At 64.8% G+C, this 21479-nt stretch carries 22 protein-coding genes and 1 riboswitch; of the genes, 7 read left to right on the forward strand and 15 right to left on the reverse strand.

Annotated elements, in window-relative coordinates:
* Nucleotides 1-24: 24 nt before the first annotated feature.
* From NX862_RS06635 to NX862_RS06685, 11 genes are all read right to left on the reverse strand, one after another.
* Entirely contained in the window at nucleotides 25-1035 is a 1011-nt protein-coding gene (locus NX862_RS06635) for a PhoH family protein (protein WP_264493096.1), read from the reverse strand.
* A 328-nt stretch (nucleotides 1036-1363) separates the two neighbouring features.
* A complete protein-coding gene (locus NX862_RS06640) occupies nucleotides 1364-1708 on the reverse strand; it encodes a hypothetical protein (protein WP_264493097.1) in 345 nt (114 codons plus the stop codon).
* Complete coding sequence (locus NX862_RS06645; protein WP_264493098.1) at nucleotides 1705-2322, reverse strand: OmpA family protein; 618 nt, start codon at nucleotides 2320-2322, stop codon at nucleotides 1705-1707. Before NX862_RS06645 ends, NX862_RS06640 begins: the two co-directional genes overlap by 4 nt.
* 249 nt (nucleotides 2323-2571) lie before the next feature.
* Nucleotides 2572-3876: a tRNA (N6-isopentenyl adenosine(37)-C2)-methylthiotransferase MiaB gene (gene miaB / locus NX862_RS06650; protein WP_264493099.1), complete on the reverse strand. Its 1305-nt coding sequence runs from the start codon at nucleotides 3874-3876 to the stop codon at nucleotides 2572-2574.
* 9 nt (nucleotides 3877-3885) lie between these two features.
* Nucleotides 3886-4599 carry a tRNA (guanine(46)-N(7))-methyltransferase TrmB gene (gene trmB / locus NX862_RS06655; RefSeq protein WP_264493100.1) on the reverse strand — a complete coding sequence of 238 codons (714 nt, stop codon included), beginning with the start codon at nucleotides 4597-4599 and terminating at the stop codon, nucleotides 3886-3888.
* Between the two features lie 398 nt (nucleotides 4600-4997).
* A complete protein-coding gene (gene metK, locus NX862_RS06660) occupies nucleotides 4998-6164 on the reverse strand; it encodes a methionine adenosyltransferase (protein ID WP_264493101.1) in 1167 nt (388 codons plus the stop codon).
* 7 nt (nucleotides 6165-6171) lie between these two features.
* Nucleotides 6172-6219, reverse strand: a riboswitch (SAM-SAH riboswitch).
* 34 nt (nucleotides 6220-6253) lie between these two features.
* A complete protein-coding gene (lnt, locus tag NX862_RS06665) occupies nucleotides 6254-7723 on the reverse strand; it encodes an apolipoprotein N-acyltransferase (protein WP_264493102.1) in 1470 nt (489 codons plus the stop codon).
* Between the two features lie 298 nt (nucleotides 7724-8021).
* Nucleotides 8022-8633, reverse strand: coding sequence for a hypothetical protein (locus NX862_RS06670; RefSeq protein WP_264493103.1), 612 nt, complete (start codon nucleotides 8631-8633; stop codon nucleotides 8022-8024).
* 278 nt (nucleotides 8634-8911) lie between these two features.
* Nucleotides 8912-9805 carry a transporter associated domain-containing protein gene (locus NX862_RS06675; protein ID WP_264493104.1) on the reverse strand — a complete coding sequence of 298 codons (894 nt, stop codon included), beginning with the start codon at nucleotides 9803-9805 and terminating at the stop codon, nucleotides 8912-8914.
* Nucleotides 9806-9847: 42 nt separating this feature from the next.
* Nucleotides 9848-10351, reverse strand: coding sequence for an rRNA maturation RNase YbeY (gene ybeY / locus NX862_RS06680; RefSeq protein ID WP_264493105.1), 504 nt, complete (start codon nucleotides 10349-10351; stop codon nucleotides 9848-9850).
* 185 nt (nucleotides 10352-10536) lie between these two features.
* Complete coding sequence (locus tag NX862_RS06685) at nucleotides 10537-10920, reverse strand: winged helix-turn-helix transcriptional regulator (protein ID WP_264493106.1); 384 nt, start codon at nucleotides 10918-10920, stop codon at nucleotides 10537-10539.
* A gap of 125 nt (nucleotides 10921-11045) precedes the next feature.
* On the opposite strand from NX862_RS06685, the gene NX862_RS06690 reads away from it, so the two are divergent.
* The 5 genes from NX862_RS06690 to NX862_RS06710 all read left to right on the forward strand — a co-directional run bounded on the left by NX862_RS06690 (nucleotide 11046) and on the right by NX862_RS06710 (nucleotide 15135).
* Complete coding sequence (locus NX862_RS06690; protein ID WP_264493107.1) at nucleotides 11046-11702, forward strand: NAD(P)H-dependent oxidoreductase; 657 nt, start codon at nucleotides 11046-11048, stop codon at nucleotides 11700-11702.
* Between the two features lie 218 nt (nucleotides 11703-11920).
* Nucleotides 11921-13600: a 30S ribosomal protein S1 gene (gene rpsA / locus NX862_RS06695; protein WP_264493108.1), complete on the forward strand. Its 1680-nt coding sequence runs from the start codon at nucleotides 11921-11923 to the stop codon at nucleotides 13598-13600.
* Between the two features lie 183 nt (nucleotides 13601-13783).
* Entirely contained in the window at nucleotides 13784-14068 is a 285-nt protein-coding gene (gene ihfB, locus NX862_RS06700; RefSeq protein ID WP_264493109.1) for an integration host factor subunit beta, read from the forward strand.
* A 42-nt stretch (nucleotides 14069-14110) separates the two neighbouring features.
* Nucleotides 14111-14464, forward strand: a complete 354-nt coding sequence (locus NX862_RS06705) for a LapA family protein (protein ID WP_264493110.1) — start codon at nucleotides 14111-14113, stop codon at nucleotides 14462-14464.
* Complete coding sequence (locus NX862_RS06710) at nucleotides 14461-15135, forward strand: phosphoribosylanthranilate isomerase (RefSeq protein ID WP_264493111.1); 675 nt, start codon at nucleotides 14461-14463, stop codon at nucleotides 15133-15135. Before NX862_RS06705 ends, NX862_RS06710 begins: the two co-directional genes overlap by 4 nt.
* On the opposite strand, the gene NX862_RS06715 is transcribed toward NX862_RS06710, so the two are convergent.
* Complete coding sequence (locus NX862_RS06715) at nucleotides 15119-15619, reverse strand: DUF4405 domain-containing protein (RefSeq protein ID WP_264493112.1); 501 nt, start codon at nucleotides 15617-15619, stop codon at nucleotides 15119-15121. The two genes, NX862_RS06710 and NX862_RS06715, sit on opposite strands and share 17 nt — an antisense overlap.
* A 309-nt stretch (nucleotides 15620-15928) precedes the next feature.
* Here NX862_RS06715 and trpB point away from each other — a divergent pair, with 309 nt between their 5' ends.
* Nucleotides 15929-17161: a tryptophan synthase subunit beta gene (gene trpB, locus NX862_RS06720; protein ID WP_264493113.1), complete on the forward strand. Its 1233-nt coding sequence runs from the start codon at nucleotides 15929-15931 to the stop codon at nucleotides 17159-17161.
* A 233-nt stretch (nucleotides 17162-17394) separates the two neighbouring features.
* Here trpB and NX862_RS06725 read toward each other — a convergent pair whose 3' ends face one another.
* Genes NX862_RS06725 through NX862_RS06735 form a run of 3 tightly spaced genes read right to left on the reverse strand, consistent with a single transcriptional unit; the run spans nucleotide 17395 to nucleotide 19885 of the window.
* Nucleotides 17395-17706 carry a YnfA family protein gene (locus tag NX862_RS06725; RefSeq protein ID WP_264493114.1) on the reverse strand — a complete coding sequence of 104 codons (312 nt, stop codon included), beginning with the start codon at nucleotides 17704-17706 and terminating at the stop codon, nucleotides 17395-17397.
* On the reverse strand, nucleotides 17703-18176 hold the full coding sequence (locus NX862_RS06730) for a hypothetical protein (RefSeq protein WP_264493115.1): 474 nt from the start codon (nucleotides 18174-18176) through the stop codon (nucleotides 17703-17705). Before NX862_RS06730 ends, NX862_RS06725 begins: the two co-directional genes overlap by 4 nt.
* A gap of 59 nt (nucleotides 18177-18235) precedes the next feature.
* On the reverse strand, nucleotides 18236-19885 hold the full coding sequence (locus NX862_RS06735) for an NAD+ synthase (protein WP_264493116.1): 1650 nt from the start codon (nucleotides 19883-19885) through the stop codon (nucleotides 18236-18238).
* 153 nt (nucleotides 19886-20038) lie between these two features.
* On the opposite strand from NX862_RS06735, the gene NX862_RS06740 reads away from it, so the two are divergent.
* Nucleotides 20039-21451 carry an MORN repeat-containing protein gene (locus tag NX862_RS06740; RefSeq protein WP_264493117.1) on the forward strand — a complete coding sequence of 471 codons (1413 nt, stop codon included), beginning with the start codon at nucleotides 20039-20041 and terminating at the stop codon, nucleotides 21449-21451.
* Nucleotides 21452-21479: the final 28 nt, after the last annotated feature.

Here is a 21479-nt window from a genome sequence, read left to right on the forward strand (position 1 = left end):
TCAGAACCGGACTGGGGCGTCAAGTTAGCCTTGATGCGCCTCGTCGGCCTCATAGGCCTCGATGATGCGGCCGACCAGGGGATGGCGGACCACGTCCTTGGAGGTGAAGTAGTTGAAGGAGACCCCTTTGACGCCTTTCAGGATGCGCTCCGCCTCGGCCAGACCGCTGGCCGTGCCGCGCGGCAGGTCAACCTGGGTGCGGTCGCCGGTGATGACCATGCGCGAGCCCTCGCCCAGGCGGGTCAGGAACATCTTCATCTGCATCGAGGTCGCATTCTGCGCCTCGTCCAGCACGACAAAGGCGTTGGACAGCGTCCGGCCGCGCATGAAGGCCAGCGGCGCGATCTCGATCCGCTTTTCCTCCAGCAGCTTTTGCACCTGCTTGGCGGGCAGGAAGTCGTTCAGCGCGTCATAGAGCGGCTGCATATAGGGATCGACTTTTTCCTTCATGTCGCCGGGCAGGAAGCCCAGACGCTCCCCGGCCTCGACCGCGGGGCGCGACAGGACGATGCGTTCGACCGCACCGCTGATGAACATCGTGACGCCGACGGCCACGGCCAGATAGGTCTTGCCGGTGCCGGCCGGGCCGATGCCAAAGCCCATCTCATTGGCGAAAAGATTGGCGACATAGGCCTTTTGCGCCTCGGTCCGGGGTTCAACGCCCTTGCGGCGGGTGCGCAACTCGATGCCGCCGGAGAAAAGTTCGATCTGCTCCTCGCGGGCGTCGCTGCCCTGGGGGCGGCCCATGCGGATCGTGCCGTCGATGTCGCCGGCCGAGATGTGCTTGCCAGCCTCAAGCTTGGCGTAAAGCCCGCGCAGGACGGCGGCGGCCTGGTCGCGGCAGGGCTTGTCGCCCACCACCGCCAACCTGTTCCCCCGTCGCAGGACATGCACCCCGGTCTGGTGTTCGATCTGGGCCAGGTTGCGGTCATATTCGCCGCAAAGCTCGATCAACAAACGATTATCCGGGAATTCAAGGACGGTTTCGACGATGTCTTCCGGACGGGTCGGGGGGGTCAGCGCGCTGATGCCCAAAGGGCTCTCCTTCTGGTCTAGATACAGTCGCAGGCGGCTTGGATACCTCTAAGTGTGGGGCGGGACCGGTCATCTGTCCAGTCCAAAACTCCCTGAATCTCATTCAGACAGCAAAGCGTGAAGATACGGTGACAATTTGCGCAAAAGAAGCGGCATGGGGGAAAGACAAAAGGGCGGCGGCAGGTGGCGACGCGCGGACCGTAAAGGGGGGACGCGGCACGCTGCGGCGCCAGACATGCAAAAAAAGGGGCCGCAGCAAGCTGCCGCGTCCGAAAAATAAAAAAGGGGCCGCAGCAAGCTGCGGCCCCGAACCAATCGCACCACTAAATCACTGCGCCGGAACCCAGTCGTTGAACATGCGGTTCTGCTGGCGGTATTCGCCGACCACGGTGCCGGGCGGGTAAAGCCCGTTGCAAACCGGCAGGCCGGTCTTGGGGTCATAGCGGCGACCGGTATAGCCTTCGACGCCGTCATCCATCACCCAGCCCTGGCAGCCGTCGGGGTCATAGGCGATCGCGGCATGGCCATCGACCAGCGGATTGCGGTCATTGCCGCCGTCGGCATTGGTGGCGATGACCGTGTTCGGGCCCGCCTGATAGGGCACAAGCCCGCCCTCGACGCAGGCCGACAAAGAGACCAGAGCCAGAAGGCCCATCACATGAGTGCGGATCAATTCGAGGTCCCCCAAGTATAGCACACCACTTCGACGCGGCGGTTCTTCTGCATCCCGGCGGCCGAGGTGTTGTCGGCGATGGGCTGACGCTCGCCAAAGCCGATCTGGCGTTCGACGACGGCGCCGACCGAGCGGGCGACCTCGCCCACGGCCTTGGCGCGGCGGTCGGACAGGTCCATGTTGTATTCATCCGAGGCGCGGGCATCGGTATGGCCATAGATCGCATAGCCAAAGGCGCCAGCGCTTTGGAAGAAGGACGACAGGCGGCGGCGGCCATCGGTCGTCAGGCGCGCGCTGTCAGTGGCAAACAGCGTGTCGGTGTTTTCGGTAAAGCAGGTGTTCTTGGCCAGGCAGATCGGCTTGCCGGTCTTGGGATCGACGCGGTCCAGCATATAGCCTTCCAGCCCGCCATCGGCCCACCAGTGCTGGCAGCCGTCGTCATCGACCCAGATGCCCCAGTTGATCTTGCCCGCCACTTGCGGCGCAACAGTGGGCGCCAGTTGCTGGGCCATGCTCATCGACGCAGCCATCAGACCGGCCGAAAGGGTCACAGCCCCGATCGCCAACCTGACAACGCTGGAAATACGTTCCACGGCCAAGGCCTCCTCGTTCATACCAACATCATGCCCCCGCATAGGCCAGAAATGGCCTTCCGCAGGGCCGAAGTAAAGCAAAATCTAGGCTAAGTGATTGAATTTACAGGGTAATTGTTTACGGACAGGCGCCAACGAGGTGCAAGCTTAATCATTGGCGCGCGGATGGAAACATCTTGCCACAATTGTGCCATGATTGGACCCGCGCCCCAAAGGCGTTTCGGTCAAGAAAACAAGGTCAGAGAATCACTTGGCCGGGGGGAGCTGGTGTCAGGCCACCGGTTCTGCGGCCAGCGAATTGGTCGAGGCGGCGGTGACGCGCACCCGCACCAGGTCGCCGACCTGGCCCTTGGGGTCAGTCACATGGACGGCCATCAGATGTTCGGACTTGCCGACCATCTGACCCGGCAGACGCCCGGCCTTTTCATACAGAACCGTCGTCTCGCGCCCCACCATTGCATCCTGGGCCGCGCGCTGCTGCCGGGTGATCAGCGCTTGCAGCTCGGACAGGCGGGCATCGGTGACGGCGTCTGGCAGGGTCTCTTTCTCTGCCGCCGGGGTGCCGGGGCGGGCGGAGTATTTGAAGCTGTAGGCCATGCCGAAGCCGACCTTTTCCACCAGGTCCAAGGTCGCGCGGAAATCCGCGTCAGTCTCGCCGGGGAAGCCCACGATGAAATCCGAGGTCAGAAGGATATCGGGCCGCGCCTGACGGATGCGGTCGATCAGCCGCAGGTAGTCATCCGCCGTGTGCTTGCGGTTCATCGCCTTGAGGATGCGATCGGACCCCGCCTGAACTGGCAGATGCAGATAGGGCATCAACTTCGGCTGGTCGCGATGGGCGGCGATCAGGTCATCGGTCATGTCGTTCGGATGCGAGGTCATATAGCGGATGCGGCTGAGCCCGTCGATCTGGGCCAAGGCCTCGATCAGGGCGCCAAGGCCGATGTCGCGGCCCTCCAGTTGCCCGTGATAGGCGTTGACGTTCTGACCCAGAAGCGAAAGCTCCCGCACGCCTTTGTCCACCAGATCGCGGGCCTCGGCCAGAACGCGGTCCACCGGGCGCGAGACCTCGGCGCCGCGGGTATAGGGGACGACGCAAAACGCGCAGAACTTGTCGCAGCCCTCTTGCACGGTCAGAAAGGCCGCGGGACCGCGCTTGCCCGTGCGCTTGGGCAGAAGGTCGAACTTGTCCTCGACCGGGAAGTCGGTGTCGACGGCATGGCGCGGGCCGCGCACCAGTTCGGGCAGGCGGTGATAGGCCTGAGAGCCCACGACAAGGTCAACCATCGGCATCCGGCGGATGATCTCGTCGCCCTCGGCCTGGGCCACGCAGCCCGCGACGCCGATCTTCATGTCCGGCTTGGCGTTTTTCAGCGGACGCAGGCGGCCAAGGTCGGAATACAGCTTCTCCCCGGCCTTTTCACGGATATGGCAGGTGTTCAACAGGACCATGTCGGCGTCTTCGGCCCTGTCCGTCAGGGTGTAACCCTCGGGCGCCATGGCCTCGGCCATCCGCTCGCTGTCATAGACATTCATCTGACAACCATAGGTCTTGATGAAGAGCTTCTTGGCCATGACTGCCCCCTAGCGACGATAGGTCAGGTAATGCGGCGTGCGGCCCTCGCGCAAGGCCTTTTGCTCGTAGCGGGTGGAAAGCCAGTCCTGCCAAGGGGTCGGGCTGTCGTCGGTCAGGGTGAAACCGGCCAGCGGGACTTCCTCGCGGGCCTGGCGGATATAGTCGGGGATGTCCGAGGCGATGCGGAACTCGGCCCCCGGGGCGCAGAGGCGCGCGAGGGGCTGAAGGTATTCCTGCGTCACAAAGCGGCGGCGGTGGTGACGCGCCTTGGGCCAGGGATCGGGGTAGTTCAGGAAGACCTTTTCAAGGCTGGCCTCGGGCAGGACCTCGAACAGGTCGCGGACATCGCCGGGATGCAGGCGCAGGTTTTCGACCCTCTCGGCGCGGACCTTGCCCAACAGCATGGCGATGCCGTTGACGAAGGGTTCGGCGCCAAGGATGGCGATGCCGGGGTTCTGCGCGGCCTGGTGGATCAGATGCTCCCCGCCGCCAAAGCCCACTTCCAGCCAAAGCGGCTTTTGCCCGCGCCAGGGTTCCAGCGGGACGGGGGTGCGGGTGGGGTTCTCATCCCGGGTGACGCCTTGCAGGGTCAGCGGCCCGAGGTCCTCTTCCAGGTAAGACTTCTGAGAGGCCCGCAGGGTCTTGCCCTTGATGCGGCCATAAAAGTTGCGGCGCCCGGGGGCGGGCGGAGACTCGGAAGGGGGCGTGGTGCTGTCGGTCATGGCCGCCCGTTAGGGCGCGGCAGGGCGAAGGTCAAGCCTTGCTTGGTCGGGCAGCGCGGCGGGGAAAGTTTTCGCCGAAGGTTTTCGGGTTGCGGGTGCGGAGGTCGGGGGCATCGAGCCCCCTTCCTCCGCTGCTGCCGCGGGAACTTTTGGTCAAGGGCGGATTTGGCGGAGGGCGTGGTCAGGCACTCTCGCGGCAGGTTGGCGGGTGCTGCACGAAGGGTCGAAGCCCGATGGTCAGACCGATAGCCGGGCCCTTGCTGGTTTGGGAGTGCGGCGACTCGCGCACCGCCCATGTGACGCAGGACACCTTGCTGCGCCCGGTCCACTGTCCGTGGCAACGCGGGCGAAGGGGGCTCGATGCCCCCGCCGCCCGCCGCTTGGCCCACTGGTGCAGGTCAGACGGCTTTCTTCAGCGCCTCGATCAGGTCGGTGCGCTCCCACGAGAACCCGCCGTCTTCGGTCGCAGCCCGGCCAAAGTGGCCATAGGCCGAGGTCCGGGCATAGATCGGACGGTTCAGGCCCAGATGGGTCCGGATGCCGCGCGGCGTCAGGTCCATGCACTGGGCCACGGCGCGTTCGATGGCGGCCTCGTCCACCTGGCCCGTGCCATGGGTGTCGACATAAATCGACAAGGGCTTGGCCACGCCAATCGCATAGCTCACCTGCAAGGTGCAGCGATCCGCGAGGCCTGCCGCGACCACGTTCTTGGCCAGGTAGCGCGCCGCATAGGCGGCCGAGCGGTCGACCTTGGTCGGGTCTTTCCCCGAAAACGCCCCGCCGCCATGGGGGGCCGCGCCACCATAGGTGTCCACGATGATCTTGCGGCCCGTAAGCCCCGCATCGCCATCCGGCCCGCCGATCACGAAGGTCCCGGTCGGGTTCACCCACCATTCGGTCTTGGCGGTGATCCAGCCCTCGGGCAGAACCTGACGGATATAGGGTTCCACGATGGCACGGATGTCATCCGAACCCTGGCTTTCCAACGCGTGCTGGTGCGACAGGACGATCGAGGTCACTTCGACCGGCTTGCCATCCTCATAGCGCAGGGACAGCTGCGACTTGGCATCCGGGCGCAAAGTGGGCTCGGCGCCCGACTTCCGCGCCTCGGCCAGGCGACGCAGGATCGCATGGGAATACTGGATCGGCGCCGGCATCAGCTCGGGCGTTTCGCGGCAGGCATAGCCGAACATGATCCCCTGATCGCCCGCCCCGTCGCGGTCAACGCCTTGGGCGATATGCGCGGATTGCTGGTGCAGGTAGTTCTGCACTTGCAGCGTGTTCCAGTGGAACTCGTCCTGTTCATAGCCGATGTCACGCACACAGGCGCGCACGATGCCATCGACCGAAGCCATCATCTCGGCCAGCTTGTCGGGGTCCGACAGGCCCACTTCACCGCCCACGACCACGCGGCCCGTGGTGGCAAAGGTCTCGCAAGCCACGCGGGCATTGGGTTCGACCGAAAGAAAGGCATCCAGAACCGCGTCGGACACACGGTCGCACAATTTGTCAGGATGCCCCTCGGACACCGATTCCGAGGTGAAGACGTAGGATTTACGCGCCATTGGGACATGCTCCATTGGGGTTAACCGTCACGCCAGGAAGCCGTTGTGACGGAATGTGACGCTGGCGCTATGGTGAATAGGCCCAAGCGTCAAGCCATGCGACGCCTTTTTACCAAGATGGCAAACAGAACGCTACCGGCCAGCAACAGGAGGAAGGGGATCTCTCCCCAGCGCGCATAGGGCGGCGCATCCAGGCCCCCCGGAAGCCGCGCGTCCAGATGCCCCTGCGGCCCGAAGGGCAAGGAGGCCACGACCCGCCCCCGCGCATCCACAACCTCGGTCACGCCAGTGTTGCCCACCCGCACCAGCGGCAAGCCCTGTTCGATGGCGCGCAACCGCGCCTGGCCCTCGTGCTGGAACGGACCCGAGAAGGTGCCGAACCAGCCGTCATTGGTGATCTGCAACAGCCAGTCCGGGCGCGGAACCCCGCGCAGGTCCTGCGGAAAGATCGCCTCATAGCAGATCAGCGGCAGGACGTGTCCCATCTGCCCAAGGTCCAGAACCTGCGGCCCCGGCCCCGCGGAATAGGCCGCCCCCACCCTTGCCGCAAAGGCCTTGATGCCGAACCAGTCATAGGCCAGTTCGCCCAGCGGGATATATTCGCCAAAGGGCACCAGGTGGTGCTTGTCATAGGTCGCGATGGTCTTGCCGCCCGGTCCCCAGACCGCCAAGGCGTTCCAGCCGCGCAAGCTGTCCGCCCCGCGCTCAACCCTTTGCAGCCCGGTCAGCACCGCGCCCCCCCCGGCGGCCGCTGCGATCTCTCGCGGCAGGTCGGGGGCGTTTTCCACCATATAGGGCAGGGCGGTTTCCGGCCAGATCACCAGATCGGGCCGCCCCAGGGGGCCCGCGGGGGCTGCGGTCGCCTCGATCAGGCGACGGTAAAAGCCTGCGGCCTGATCCGGGTCCCATTTCAACGATTGCGCCGCCGAGGGTTGCACTAGGCGCAATGTGATGGGCTTGTCTGCGGACATCGGCAGGCTCAGGACATGGGCGCCGTAGCCCCAGGCGGCGGCCAGGCTCAGGACGGCCAGGGGCAGGGTCCTTGGCCGGCTGGCCAGCGCCGCCAGGCCCAGGGTGAACAGCGTCAGGCCGAAGGGACCCACCAACGCGCCCACCTGCACCGGCGCCCAGTCGATCCAGACATGACCCGGCAAGGCCCAGGGAAAGCCGGTCAGGATATGACCCCGGGCGAATTCGGTGGCCGATAGCCCCGCCACGAGCCCCGGCGCGCCAAGGCGGGACCCAAGGCCGAGGCCCAGGCTCCAAAAGGCACCCAAGCCCGCGGCCATCAGGATCAGAGCAAAGGGGGCCATCCAGCCATAGGTCTCGGGCTCGACCAGGAAAGGGTTCACGATCCAGTTCAGGGTGGAGGCGAACCAGCCGATCCCCAAAGCCCAACCCAGCCAGAAGGGGGATTTCGGGACCAGGCGGAGGGCGGCGGCGAGGGCCAGCAGCGTCAGGGGCCAGAGGTGGAAGGGCGCAAGGCCAAGTCCCGCCAGGGCGCCAAGAGCGGCAGTCAGGGCGAAGGGGCGCCAGCCGGGGAAGGATTTGCGGAACATCAGTCGGCCTTGCGCGGCGGGGTCACGGGACTTTGGGGGTAGAGGCGGGCGGGGGTTTTGGCAAGGGCCGCGCGGGTCACGAGGGAGAGAGGGGGCTTGCGCCGTCGCCGGGGGGAGCCCCGGGGTATACCCCGGGCTACGCGGCGGAGTCCGAGCGCCGCCCCCGCCGGGTGGGGAGCCCGTGTCGCGCGCGCCCCGCCGCTCCGGGCTTGACCCGGGGCCTGGGCGGTTTGGGGGTGCGGGGGTGGGGTGCGTGAACTCACGCACCCTCCGGGCGCGCGGTGCGCTGAAGCGCACCCTACTCCGGGACCACGCGGCAGGAGACCAAGTAAAAAGCCTTGTCCAATTTCGCTTTGAACAGGGCCTTCGCCAGTTTCGGGCTGACGAAGAAGCCACTGACCAGCTTCTCGTCCCCCCAAAGGTCTGCCCCCTGCAATGCCGCAGCGGTAACGGCGACATCATCTGGCTGAATCAAGAGAGACGGCGAGAACCTGTCCTGCGGGGAGTGTTCCAGCCCTTTGCTTTCCGCAAGATTCAGTGCCGACTTCTTTTCCCCGAAATTCAGAGCCCAGAATGGCCCAGTGATGGGAGTTTGACCGTCGCTTCGAAACAACTCCAGATTATAGAGACCGCCTTTCCCCAAGTCATGATCTCGCAGGACCTGGGCGGCCTTGTCCGTGACACAGAGGAATCCATTCACCATGAACAGAGCAGGTAGGCTGCGAACAGGACGGCCTCGGTCTTCTATTGCTCTCTGAGGCAAGAGTTCTGGCGCCAGCATCTGACAACAAAGGTGCGCCATAGCGTTCTGCGACCGCTCTGATGAAGGCACCACGCGATCTTCCATCTGGCAGCCGGACGTAATGTGCACCTTTTGCAGAGCAACGCTCAGATTGACGGTGTCGGACAAACTCAGGCCTCGTTTTTGCGAAATGTGGTGGGCGGAGTTTCCCGGCGTCGAGGTCCCGGGTCAAGCCCGGGACGGCGGGGAGCGTGGGATGCGGTGTTGTCCGAGGGGGTCGGCCAGACCAGAGGACGGCCCAGACCCGAGGTCTACCCCGGGCTGCGCGGTCCGGGCCCAAAGCCCCGGCGCCGAAGCTTGGTGGCGACCGGGTGCCGCCTTCCGTGGCAACGCGGGCGGAGGGGGCTCGATGCCCCCGACGGCCGCAGCCTCAGGGGAAGGCAGCCTTACGCCGCGGTCTCGGCCTTGGGCGCTTCTTCCGGCGCCGTCAAAGCGCCGGGCAGCCTTACCCGGATGCGTTTGATGCGGCGGGGGTCGGCGTCGACCACCTCGAACTCGGCCCCCGACTCATGCGGCACGATCTCGCCCCGGGCGGGCATCCGGCCGGTGCGCAGCATCACCAAGCCGCCCAAAGTGTCGATGTCCTGGTCATCCTCCAACGTCCGCAGCGTCAAGCCAAGCGCCGGTTCGAACTCGTCCAGCGGCGCGGTGGCCTGGGCCAGGAAGACGCCGGGCTTTTCCTCTTTCCAGAGGTTGCCCTCGTCCTCGTCATGCTCATCCTCGATCTCGCCGATCACCGTCTCGATCAGGTCCTCGATCGTCACCAGCCCATCGACGCCGCCATATTCGTCGATCACCAGCGCCATATGCACCCGCTCGCGCTGCATCTTTTGCAGCAGAACCCCCACCGGCATCGACGGCGGCGCATAGAGGATCGGCCGCAGGAGTTTCTTCAACGAGAACCGCCCTCCGGTGCCAAAGCCATGCTGAAGCGCCAGGTCCTTGAGCAGCACCAGGCCTTGTGGGCTGTCCAGGTTGCCCTTGTAGACCACGATCCGCGAGAACCCGTGTTCCTTGAAGGCCGCCACCAGGTCTTCCTTGGTGATGTCCAAAGCCACGGCCACGATGTCGACCTTGGGGATGGCCACGTCATCGACCCGCAGTTTGCGCAGGTTCGACATGCCATGCGTCGCCACGACCTGGATCACCGGTTGGGCGGGCAGGGCGTCCTTTTGCTCGGGGCTGCGGCGAAACAGGCGCTGCAACAGCCCCCGTCGCAAGGGAGGTTCGTCAGTCGTTCCCGGCACAGCAGGGGCCGGTCCTTCGGTGCTACTGCCCATGGCGGTCGCGGAAATCCTTGATTGGCCCGTGCATGGGCGCACTTAGTATGGGTCAGGAAGGCCCAGAGATGCAAGTATCCGCACCTCCAAAGCCTCCATCCGCGTGGCATCCTCATCGCGGACATGGTCATATCCCAGACAATGCAACAGCCCATGGGCCACCAGATGGGTGACATGATCGGCCAAGGGCTTGCCGGTCTCCAGCGCCTCACGGGCGCAGGTGTCATAGGAAATCGCAATGTCACCCAGTGATTCGGGATCATCCGCCGAGCCGATCTCGGGCGCATCCGGGGCGGCGCCGTCCGCGTCGGCGGCCAGGTCCCAGGCGGGCCAGGACAGGACATTGGTCGGCTTGGCCTTGCCGCGGAATTCCTCGTTCAAGGTGGCGATGCGGGCATCGTCACAGCCCATGACCGAGACGGTCACGCCGACCTCAGGCAGGCCCAGTTCGGCAAGCGTCGCCTGCACGGCCCGCAGGGCCAGCGGTTCCAGCCCGAAGTCCTGCCAACGGGCATCCTCGATGACACATTCGACCAGGGCTTCCATGGGCAACTCCTCCTCAGGATAGGCTTGCATAAGGCCGCGCGGAGGCGGCGCCAATCCATGCTTGCGCAAGGGTGGATTGCGGCGCGCGCATGGCTGGCCGCCGGGGGGCTTCGCGCCCCCCGGACCCCCTGCGGGATATTTATCAAAAGATGAAGGAGGTTCGTGCAGGGCAGGTCCGCAGAACGCTAGTCTGACAAGATGGGTTCGGCTTCGGCAAAGGCGCGGCGGTTGGCCTCGATGCAGGGCTGGTGGTCGAAGGCCCATTTCGCCATGGCCATGACCGGTTCCTGAAAGGTGCGGCCCAGGTCGGTCAGGTCATATTCGACGCGGGGCGGAATCATGGCGTAGTGACGGCGAGCGATCAGCCCGTCACGCTCCAGGTCGCGCAGGGATTCCGACAGGACACGCTGAGAAATCCCCAGTTCCCGCTTCAGCTCGTTGAAGCGCATCGTGCCGCGCGACAGGGCATAGACGATCTGCACCGACCAGCGATCGCCCACGCGCGACAGGACCTCGTTCATCACGCGGCACAGCTTATGGCGCTGATCTGGGCAATCGGGGTGATCCATGATGACACCATTATGAAGGGGGTTGCTTTCCTCGTCCAGTTACTTATGTATACCGGTGTCAAATTAACACCGGGTATGGTAAAGAAACCATTACCCAGTTCTGTGTTCTCTGAAAGGACTCTACCATGTTGGACCAAGCCTCCTCCTCGGCGCTGATCGAAAAACTGCAGTGGCGCTATGCGACCAAGAAGTTTGATGCCGCCAAAATCGTGTCGGCCGAAAAGGTCGAATCCATCCTGGAAGCCGCGCGTCTGGCGCCGACCTCCTCGGGCCTGCAGCCCTTCCAGGTCATCGTCGTGACCAACAAGGACATCCGCGCCAAGCTGCAAGCGGCCTCTTATGGCCAGGCGCAAGTCACCGAGGCCAGCCACCTTCTGGTCTTCGCGGCCTGGGACAATTACACCGATGCGCGCATTGACGACGTGGTGACGCGCACCGCCGCCGACCGTGGCGCACCGATCGAGGCCGTGGCCGAGTATTACAACAACCTCAAGGGCATGTATCTGCCGCGCCCGGCCGATGTGAACTATGAACACGCCGCCCGTCAGGCCTATATCGCCTTTGGTCTAGCCCTGGCCCAAGCCGCCTTTGAAGGCGTCGATGCGACCCCGATGGAAGGCTTTGATCCGGCCCAGGTCGACGAGATCCTGGGGCTGAAGGCCCATGGCCTGCGCTCGGTCACGCTGCTGCCCATCGGCTACCGTGCCGCCGAAGGCGACTGGCTGAAGGATCTGCCCAAGGTCCGCAAGTCGCGCGCCGACCTGATCGTCGAAGTCAAATAAGCGCCTGAACTCGCGCAAAGGGGCGGCTTCGGTCGCCCCTTTTTCATGCCGAATCGCCTTGTGGGATTGGGCGAAAGCGTTTAGCAGGACGCCAGCGGCAGGGCGGGGGCAACCCCGGCCCTTTTTGTGTTTGTGCCGCAAAGACCCATCGCCTGCAAAAGGCAAAGACCGGTGGAGACAACCGCCAGGCCTGTCATATGTTGAAAGGACTACGCCGCATGTGCGCTAAAGCTACTATGGAAGACTTCGAAGCCCTGTTGAAGGAAAGCTTTGAAATTGACACCCCCGAAGAGGGCACGGTTGTCAAAGGCCGGGTTATCGCGATCGAAGCGGGCCAGGCCATCATCGATGTCGGCTACAAGATGGAAGGCCGCATCGACCTTAAAGAATTCGCAAATCCCGGCGAGCAGCCCAACATCAATGTGGGCGATGAAGTCGAGGTTTACCTTGACCGCGTCGAGAACGCCAAAGGCGAGGCCCAAATCTCGCGCGAGAAAGCTCGCCGCGAAGAAGCCTGGGACCGTCTGGAAAAAGCCTATGCCTCCGAGACCCGCGTCGACGGCGCGATCTTTGGCCGCGTCAAGGGCGGCTTCACGGTCGACCTGGGCGGCGCTGTTGCCTTCCTTCCCGGTTCGCAGGTTGACGTCCGCCCCGTGCGTGACGCTGGCCCGCTGATGGGCATGAAGCAGCCCTTCCAGATCCTGAAGATGGACCGTCGTCGCGGCAACATCGTTGTCTCGCGCCGTGCGATCCTGGAAGAATCCCGTGCCGAGCAGCGCGCCGAAGTCATCGGCAACCTGCACGAAGGCCAGACCGTTGACGGCGTCGTCAAGAACATCACCGAATATGGTGCGTTCGTTGACCTCGGCGGCGTGGACGGCCTGCTGCACGTGACCGACATGGCTTGGCGTCGCGTCAACCACCCGTCGGAGATCCTGGCGATCGGCGAGACCGTGAAGGTCCAGGTCATCAAGATCAACAAGGAGACGCACCGCATCTCCCTGGGCATGAAGCAGCTGCAGTCCGATCCGTGGGATGCCGTTGAAAAGGCCTATCCGCTGGGTTCGGTCCACAAGGGCCGCGTCACCAACATCACCGACTACGGCGCCTTCGTGGAGCTGGAAGCCGGGGTCGAGGGCCTGGTTCACGTGTCCGAAATGTCCTGGACCAAGAAGAACGTCCATCCCGGCAAGATCGTTTCGACCTCGCAAGAAGTCGAAGTCATGGTGCTGGAGATCGACTCGTCCAAGCGTCGGGTTTCCTTGGGCCTCAAGCAGACCCAGCGCAATCCGTGGGAAGTCTTTGTCGAAACCCATCCGGTCGGCTCTGCCATCGAAGGCGAAGTCAAGAACATCACCGAATTCGGTCTGTTCGTCGGTCTGGACGGCGACATCGACGGCATGGTTCACCTCTCCGACCTGTCCTGGGACAAGCGCGGTGAAGAGGCCATCCAGGAATACCGCAAGGGCGACATGGTCAAGGCCGTTGTCACCGAAGTGGACGTCGAGAAGGAGCGCATCTCGCTCTCCGTCAAGGCTCTGGGCGATGACACCTTCACCGACGCCGTTGGCGATGTGAAGCGCGGCTCGATCATCACCGTGGCGGTTTCCGCCATCGAAGAAGGTGGGATCGAAGTGGAATACAACGGCGCCAAGTCGTTCATCCGCCGCTCGGATCTGGCCCGCGACCGTGGCGACCAGCGCCCCGAGCGTTTTGGCGTCGGCGACAAGATCGACGTCCGCGTCACCGCGATCGACTCCAAGACCCGCAAGCTGGGCCTGTCGATCAAGGCGCGCGAGATCGCCGAAGAGAAGGAAGCCGTTGAACAATATGGCTCCTCCGATTCGGGCGCTTCGCTGGGCGACATCCTCGGCGCGGCTCTGAAGGGCAAGAACTGATCCTTTGCCGGAAACAATCGGAAAGGCCCTGCCATTTGGCGGGGCCTTTTTGTTTGGTTGCGGGGGCTTCGCTGCGAAAACCTTTGTCAGCGGTAAATTTCTCGCTACAGTCCACCAGAAGTTAACATTTGGCGCAACCAAGGCCGGGCACACGGCAAGGGCGACCACGACGGGGGGTAATTGATGATCCGTTCGGAGCTGATCCAGAAGATCGCTGACGAAAATCCGCATTTGACGCAAAAGCACGTCGAGAAAATCGTGAACACCGTCTTTGACGAGATCATCGAGGCTTTGGCGCAGGGCAACCGGGTCGAGCTGCGCGGCTTTGGTGCTTTTTCGGTCAAGGCGCGGGATGCCCGCGTGGGCCGCAACCCGCGCACCGGCGAGGCCGTGCAGGTCGACGACAAGAAGGTCCCCTTCTTCAAGACCGGCAAACTTCTGCGTGACCGTCTGAACGGCAAAGCTTGACCCTGCGACGCCCGCGGGGATAGTGGCCCCAGGAGGTGTCTCATGCGGATTTTGCGCTACCTGGTCCTTGGGGCCCTGCTTTTGGCTTTCCTGACCGTGGCCCTGGCCAATCGCGGCCCGGTTGGGATCACGCTTTTGCCCGAGGACCTGGCCATGCTTTTGGGCTGGCAGGCCCGGGCCGAGGTGCCGGTTTTCGTCGTGCTGGGCTTTGGCGCGGTGATGGGGATCGTCATCGGCTTTGTCTGGGAGTGGCTGCGCGAACACAAGCACCGCAAGGTGGCCCGCGTGCAGACCCGCGCTGTCACCAAGCTGGAGCGGGAGTTGGCCGCGATGAAGGACCAGACCTCCTTGCCGCAGGATGACGTTCTGGCGCTGTTGCAAAAGCCGCGCAAATGATCCGGGTCAAGATCTGCGGCCTGCGGACGCTGGCCGATGTTCAGGCGGTGGCTCAGGCGGGGGCGGCCTATGCCGGGTTCAACTTTTTCCCGAAATCGCCGCGCTATGTGACCCCGGGCCAAGCGCGCGACCTGGCGCTTGCCGCGCCGGTGGGTCTGGCCAAGGTGGCCCTTGTGGTCGATGCCTTGGATGAGATGCTGGACGCTCTGGTGGAAACCGTGCCGCTGGACATGCTGCAGCTGCATGGCCACGAGACCCCGGACCGTGTGGCAGAGGTCCGCGCCCGCTATGGCCTGCCGGTGATGAAGGTGCTGGGCGTGGCTGATGAAAGCGACCTGGCCGCGATCTTCGATCATTCCGTCGTGGCCGATCAGCTGCTGATCGACGCCAAGGCGCCGAAGGGCGCGGTCCTGCCGGGCGGCAATGGCGTGGCCTTTGACTGGCGCCTGATTGCCGGGCGCCGCTGGCTGCGGCCCTGGATGCTGGCCGGCGGCCTGACGCCCGACAACGTGGCCGAGGCGATCCGCCTGACCGGCGCCACCCAGGTCGACGTGGCCTCGGGCGTGGAAAGCGCGCCCGGCCAAAAGGACCCCGGGCGCATCGCGGCCTTCGTGCGGTCGGCCGAGGCCGCCGCACCCAAGCCCAAGGTCGCCTTCAGGATGCCGGGGTGAACAACGCGCCAAAGAGCGTGTTGGCATCGGCCCCCTTGGCCGCCGCCACTTCGGACAAAGGCTGGTCGGGGGCGGCAAAGACATAGCCCGAGGCGGTCAGCTTGGTGCGGATCTCGTCGCCGGTCATGTCAAGCAGGGGCGCGATCTCGTCTGCCGAATGGGTCATGGCCTGGGTGACGAAGGCGAAAGCCGGCGGACCGGAGCGCGTGTCGGTCCCGGTCTCCAGGAAAAACGGCACGCAGGCCAGGATCGAAAGCCCCAGGGCCACGACCATGGGCGCATGTTTGAAATAGGACACCATGGGCCGCCAGTTCTTCCAGATGTGGAAGGCAAAGGGCAGGATCAGCACAAGGCTGAGGATCTCATGCATCTCACGGAAGGCCGTGGGGCCAAAGTGGAAGAACAGCGCGACCCCGGTGACGAGCGAAATCACGAAGAACCCGGTGATGAAGGGTGTGGCATAACGGTTGAAGAAGCTGAGCATGTCCCGACCTTTGAAAACCCCGGCCTCTGCTGGGCCGGTCATCCGTCCTACGCCGCCCGCCCGCGTTTCCGTCGCAGCCCTTGCCAAATTGAGCGCTGCGCGCATTGCTTTTTTCTCGCCTCTGGGCGTGCCGCCCAACCGGCTCGGGCGTGGCCTCCGGCGGGGATATTTGTGTCAGTATGAAAACGCGCGCGCTTTCACTTTCATACTGGCCCAAATATCTCCGGGGGGAGCGAAGCGGGGGGCAGCGCCCCCTTTCCACCGCAGCCCCATGGCGCTAGGTATGGCTCAAAGCACAGGGAGAGCGACATGGCCGAGGACGGGTTGAACAGCTTTATGACGGGACCGGACGAGCAGGGCCGCTTTGGCATGTTCGGCGGGCGTTTCGTGTCGGAAACCCTGATGCCGCTGATCCTGGACCTGGAAGAGCGCTATAACTTCGCCAAGACCGATCCGACCTTCTGGGCCGAGATGGAGGACCTGTGGAAGCATTACGTGGGTCGCCCCTCGCCCCTGTATTTCGCCCCCCGTCTGACCGAGCATCTGGGCGGCGCCAAGGTCTATATGAAGCGCGACGAGCTGAACCACACCGGCGCGCACAAAATCAACAACGTGCTGGGCCAGATCATCCTGGCGCGGCGCATGGGCAAGACGCGGATCATCGCCGAGACGGGCGCGGGCCAGCATGGCGTGGCCACGGCCACGGTCTGCGCCAAGTTCGGGCTGCAATGCGTGGTCTATATGGGCGCGCATGATGTGGAACGTCAGGCGCCCAACGTGTTTCGGATGCGGCTTTTGGGGGCCGAGGTCATTCCGGTGACATCGGGCCGTGGCACGCTGAAGGATGCGATGAACGACGCCCTGCGCGACTGGGTGACGAATGTGCGCGACACCTTTTATTGCATCGGCACGGTGGCGGGTCCGCATCCCTATCCGGCCATGGTCCGCGACTTTCAGTCGATCATCGGCAAAGAGGTGCGCTGGCAGCTGGCCGAGCAAGAGGGCGAGGGGCGCTTGCCCGATACGCTTGTGGCGGCCATTGGCGGCGGGTCCAATGCCATGGGGCTGTTCTATCCCTTCCTGGACGATGCGTCGGTGAACATCATCGGGGTCGAGGCCGGCGGCAAGGGTGTGGACGACCGGATGGAGCATTGCGCCAGTCTGACCGGTGGCCGTCCGGGCGTGCTGCATGGCAACCGGACCTATCTGTTGCAGGACAATGACGGGCAGATCCTGGAGGGCTTCTCGATCTCGGCCGGTCTGGATTACCCCGGGATCGGGCCGGAACATTCCTGGCTTCACGACATTGGCCGGGCGCAATATGTGTCGATCACCGACAAGGAGGCGCTGGAGGCCTTTCAGCTGTGCTGCCGGTTGGAGGGGATCATCCCGGCGCTGGAGCCGTCCCATGCCCTCGCCCATGTGATGAAGATCGCGCCGACGCTGCCGCGCGACCATATCATCGTGATGAACATGTGTGGCCGCGGCGACAAAGATATCTTCACCGTCGCCAAGCACCTGGGTGTGCAAGTCGCCGTCTGAAGTCTTGACCATGGCAAAGGGCTCCGCCTTGGGCGGGGCCCTTTGCCATGGGCGGGTCCTGCCGACTGCGCCCGCGCTCTGCGCCGCCCCCCGTCGCCCTGCCGACTGAGAGCCGGAAGAAGCCCCCCGGGTCACCTGAACGCAAATGCAGTCGGCGGGGCGACGGTGGAGGTCCGGACGCGGCAGGGCAGTTGGGCAGGGCAGTCGGGCGGGGGCAGTCGGCGGGGCCCCCTTCAGGCCTGGCTGAGGATCACCAGCGCGCCCAGCAGGGCCAGCCCGGCGCCGATCAGGTCCCTTGCCGTCGGTACCGCGCCTTCCACCAGCCAGAGCCAGACCAGAGAGGCCGCGATATAGACCCCGCCATAGGCCGCATAGCTTTTCCCGGCATGGGAAGGTGGGGTCAGGGCCAGGGCAAAGGCGAAGACCGCAAGCGCTGCCGCTCCGGGGATCAGCCACAGCGCGCTTGCGCCGCGCCACCATGACCAGACGGCAAAGCAGCCTGCGATCTCGGCCAGGGCGGCCAGGGCGTAGAGCGGGAGGCTCATGGGGTCTCCTGTGGGCGGTGGGCTTCAAGCGCGGCCATGACCTCGGCCAGGGGCGCATCCAGGACCCTGGACCGATACAGCAGCCCGCCCCTGTTCAAATTCTGGTCGCCAAGCAGCTGGCTCCAGAAATCCATCCGCGTCTTGTAGCGGGTCAGGTTGTGCAGCTCGATGCGCAGGCAGTCGCGGTTGAACCGGCCTTGTCGCACCTGGATGACCTGGGCCCTGCCGACGTCCTCCCAAGGGATCAGGCCAAGCAGCCAGACCTCCAGCCCCCCCGCGCTGATCCGCAGCAGCACCGGGTTGCGCTGCAGGCGAAACACAATCGGGATCACCGAGACGATCATCAGCAGCTGGCAAATCGGAGCGGCCACCGGAAAGAGCGCGTCGCGCGCGGGGCCTTCCCAAAGCGCGGGGCTTGGCCCCATATTGATCTGCGCCACGACACAAAGCACGCCGAAGGCCGTCCACAACAGGACGGAAAGCAGCGCCGTGGCCCTGTTCTGCCGAAACGCGACCTTGGGGCTGCCGCTCAGCGGTCCCTCCAGCGGTTCGCGATGGGATAGCGCCGGTCCAGCCAGAAGGCTTTCTTCGTCAGCTTGACCCCCGGGGCGGATTGGAAGCGTTTGTATTCGCTGATGTAAAGCAGGTGTTCGATGCGCTTCACAATGGCCTCATCGAAGCCCTGCGATACGATCTCGGCCACGGAGAGTTCGTTTTCCACCAGCCCCTCCAGGATCGCGTCCAGCACGGGGTAGGGGGGAAGCGAGTCCTCGTCCTTCTGGTTGTCGCGCAACTCGGCTGAGGGCGGCTTTTCGATCACGCGCGGCGGGATCACGACCCCCGCAGGCCCCGCCATCCAATCCCGGTGGTTCGCGTTCCGCCAGCGGCAGGCGTCGAAGACCCGGGTTTTATACAGGTCCTTCAGCGGGTTATACCCGCCGTTCATATCGCCATAGATCGTGCAATAGCCCACCGCCATTTCCGACTTGTTGCCGGTGGTCAAAAGCATCGCGCCGGTCTTGTTCGACAGCGCCATCAGCAGAAGACCGCGCAGGCGGCTTTGGATGTTCTCTTCGGTGATGCCGGGCTCAGTGCCGGCAAACAGGGGCGCCAGAGCCTCGCCCACGGCCTCTTGCGGGCCGCTGATCGGCACCGTGTCCAGCCGCGTCCCCAAGGCGCGGGCCACGCCTGCGGCATCCTCTAGCGAATGGGCCGAGGTAAAGCGCGACGGCAGCATGACGCAATGGACGTTCGAAGGCCCCAGAGCATCGGCGGCGATGGCGGCGACCAGGGCAGAGTCCACACCGCCCGACAGGCCCAGGATCACCTTGGCAAACCCGGTCTTGCGGCAATAATCCTTCAAGGACAGGACCATGGCGTGATAATCGGCCTCATGCGCCTCGGGCCAGACCGCCAGAGCCGTGGGCCGCGCCCGCCAGCCGTCCGGGCCAAGGTCGAAGTCGACATGGGCCAGCGCGGTCTGGAACTGCGGCAGCGAGGCCACAAGCTCTCCACCGGGGTTCAGCACGAAACTGGCCCCGTCAAAGACCTGATCATCCTGGCCGCCCACCATGTTCAGATACACAAGCGGCAAGCCGGTTTCGACCACGCGGGACACCATCAGCCCCATCCGCACATCCACCTTGCCGCGGTGATAGGGCGAGCCATTGGGGACGAACAGGATCTCGGCCCCGGTCTCGGCCAGCGTTTCGGCCACATCGGCGTGCCAGGCATCCTCGCAGATCGGCACGCCCAGGCGCACGGGGCCCACGACGACGGGGCCAGAGATATCGGCCGGGGTGAACAGGCGCTTTTCGTCAAAAACGCCGTTGTTGGGCAGTTCATGCTTCAGGACCGAGGTCACAACCCCGCCCTGCAGGATGTGGAAGGCGTTGTAAAGCTTGCCTTCTTTGACGGCGGGCCCGCCGAGCCCCAGCGCGGGACCCTCGGCGCAGGCCAGGGCGAGCGCCGCGATCCGATCCAATGCCGCCGCGACGAAAGCCGGTTTCAGGATCAGGTCCTGGGTCTGATAGCCGGTGATGAACATCTCTGTCAGACAGACCATATGGGCGCCGGCCTGCTTGCCCGCCTCCCAGGCGGCGCGGGCGCGGGCGGCATTGCCATCCAGGTCGCCCAGGATGGGGTTTTCTTGGGCAAGCGTCAGGCGGAAATGGGTCATGGCGGGCTCCTGCGGTGCCATGGTTCTAGCAGGTTCGGGGCCGGGGAAAAGGGGTGGTGCCCCGGGTTGCGCCCAAGGAGGAGCCCGGGATCAGCTTGTCAGCGGGGCCTCCGGGCGGCTAGGGTCGGGGCGCGCTTGGCAAGGGAGTTTGCGATGTCGAAATGGATGGTCCTTGGGGTGACGGCGGCCCTTATTGCGGGCGGTGTCGCATCCGCCATGGCGCAAGAGGTCGTGACCAAGCAATTCGACAATGGCGCGGTTTACGAAGGCACGCTGAAGGACGGCAAGCTGGACGGGACGGGCACTTACAAGATGCCCGATGGATTCGAATACACCGGACAATGGGTCGCCGGAGAGATCAAGGGCGAGGGCCGGGCGCAATTCCCCGACGGCTCGATCTATGAGGGCTCTTTTGCGGCGGGGGTGCCCGACGGGCGCGGCAAGATCGCCTGGGCCGAGGGTGGCAGCTATCAGGGCGACTGGGTGGCGGGGGCGATCACCGGGACCGGGGTTTGGACCGGGGCGGATGGCGCGGTCTATGAGGGCGGCTTTCTGGGCGGCCAGCGCGAGGGCCAGGGCAAGCTCACCGAACCCGGCGGCGCGGTCTTTGAAGGCGCCTGGGTCGCGGGCAAGAAAGAGGGCGCGGGCAAGCTGACCTATGCCGATGGCTCGGTCTATGATGGCGCCTTCCGTGCCGATCTGCCCGAGGGCAAGGGCAAGCTGACGGCCAAGGATGGCACGGTCTATGAGGGCGACTGGACGGCGGGCCAGGTGAATGGCCAGGGCCGCATGGTCCAGGCCAATGGCGACATCTACGAGGGCGCCTTCAAGACCGACCAGCGCGAGGGTCAGGGCAAGGTCGTCTGGAAGGCGGGCGGGTCCTATGAGGGCGGCTTCAAGGCGGGCTTGCGCGAGGGCCAGGGGATCTGGGTCTCGGGCGATGGCAAGACCTATCGCGGGGCTTGGGTTGCCGGCGTGATGCAGGGGCGCGGCGTGATGACCTATGCCGATGGCTCGGTCTATGACGGGGCCTTTGTGGCGGGCCTGCCCGAGGGCCTGGGCAAGATCACCCGCAAGGATGGCAGTTCCTATGAGGGCGCCTGGGTCAAGGGCGCAATCGAGGGCAAGGGTCGGGCGGCCTATGTTGGCGGCGCGGTCTATGAGGGCGTTTTCAAGGCGGGCCAACCCGAGGGGATCGGCCGCATGGCCTGGGCCGATGGCCAGACCTATCAGGGCCAATGGAAGGCGGCCGAGCGCGAGGGCTTTGGCATCGCGACCTATCCTGACGGCACGGTCTATCAGGGCGGCTTTGCCAAGGGGCTGCGCCAGGGCAAGGGCAAGCTGATCATGGCGGATGGCTTTGTCTATGTCGGCGACTGGGTCACGGGCGAGATCCGGGGCCGCGGCGTGGCGACCTATCCGGGCGGCGAGGTCTATGAGGGCGATTTCGTCAACGGCGTGCGCGAGGGCCAGGGCAAGCTGGTCTACAAGAACGGCGATGTGTCAGAAGGCCAATGGCGCGCGGGCATCCTGATCGCCCCACCCGAGGCGCCTGCTGAGAACTAGGCGGAGCGCGCAAAGCGCGCAAGATTTT

It is taken from the genome of Stagnihabitans lacustris, from assembly GCF_025950525.1.
Taxonomy (GTDB): domain Bacteria; phylum Pseudomonadota; class Alphaproteobacteria; order Rhodobacterales; family Rhodobacteraceae; genus Stagnihabitans.

Coding starts and splice junctions, on each gene's coding strand:
- NX862_RS06705 (WP_264493110.1), top strand. CDS start 14,111: ATGCGGATTTTGCGCTACCTGGTCCTTGGGGCCCTGCTTTTGGCTTTC.
- miaB (WP_264493099.1), bottom strand. CDS start 3,876: ATGGCCAAGAAGCTCTTCATCAAGACCTATGGTTGTCAGATGAATGTC.
- ybeY (WP_264493105.1), bottom strand. CDS start 10,351: ATGGAAGCCCTGGTCGAATGTGTCATCGAGGATGCCCGTTGGCAGGAC.
- NX862_RS06725 (WP_264493114.1), bottom strand. CDS start 17,706: ATGAGCCTCCCGCTCTACGCCCTGGCCGCCCTGGCCGAGATCGCAGGC.
- metK (WP_264493101.1), bottom strand. CDS start 6,164: ATGGCGCGTAAATCCTACGTCTTCACCTCGGAATCGGTGTCCGAGGGG.
- trpB (WP_264493113.1), top strand. CDS start 15,929: ATGGCCGAGGACGGGTTGAACAGCTTTATGACGGGACCGGACGAGCAG.
- NX862_RS06740 (WP_264493117.1), top strand. CDS start 20,039: ATGTCGAAATGGATGGTCCTTGGGGTGACGGCGGCCCTTATTGCGGGC.
- NX862_RS06645 (WP_264493098.1), bottom strand. CDS start 2,322: ATGAACGAGGAGGCCTTGGCCGTGGAACGTATTTCCAGCGTTGTCAGG.
- ihfB (WP_264493109.1), top strand. CDS start 13,784: ATGATCCGTTCGGAGCTGATCCAGAAGATCGCTGACGAAAATCCGCAT.
- NX862_RS06675 (WP_264493104.1), bottom strand. CDS start 9,805: ATGGGCAGTAGCACCGAAGGACCGGCCCCTGCTGTGCCGGGAACGACT.
- trmB (WP_264493100.1), bottom strand. CDS start 4,599: ATGACCGACAGCACCACGCCCCCTTCCGAGTCTCCGCCCGCCCCCGGG.
- lnt (WP_264493102.1), bottom strand. CDS start 7,723: ATGTTCCGCAAATCCTTCCCCGGCTGGCGCCCCTTCGCCCTGACTGCC.
- NX862_RS06715 (WP_264493112.1), bottom strand. CDS start 15,619: ATGCTCAGCTTCTTCAACCGTTATGCCACACCCTTCATCACCGGGTTC.
- NX862_RS06735 (WP_264493116.1), bottom strand. CDS start 19,885: ATGACCCATTTCCGCCTGACGCTTGCCCAAGAAAACCCCATCCTGGGC.
- NX862_RS06685 (WP_264493106.1), bottom strand. CDS start 10,920: ATGGATCACCCCGATTGCCCAGATCAGCGCCATAAGCTGTGCCGCGTG.
- NX862_RS06690 (WP_264493107.1), top strand. CDS start 11,046: ATGTTGGACCAAGCCTCCTCCTCGGCGCTGATCGAAAAACTGCAGTGG.
- rpsA (WP_264493108.1), top strand. CDS start 11,921: ATGTGCGCTAAAGCTACTATGGAAGACTTCGAAGCCCTGTTGAAGGAA.
- NX862_RS06710 (WP_264493111.1), top strand. CDS start 14,461: ATGATCCGGGTCAAGATCTGCGGCCTGCGGACGCTGGCCGATGTTCAG.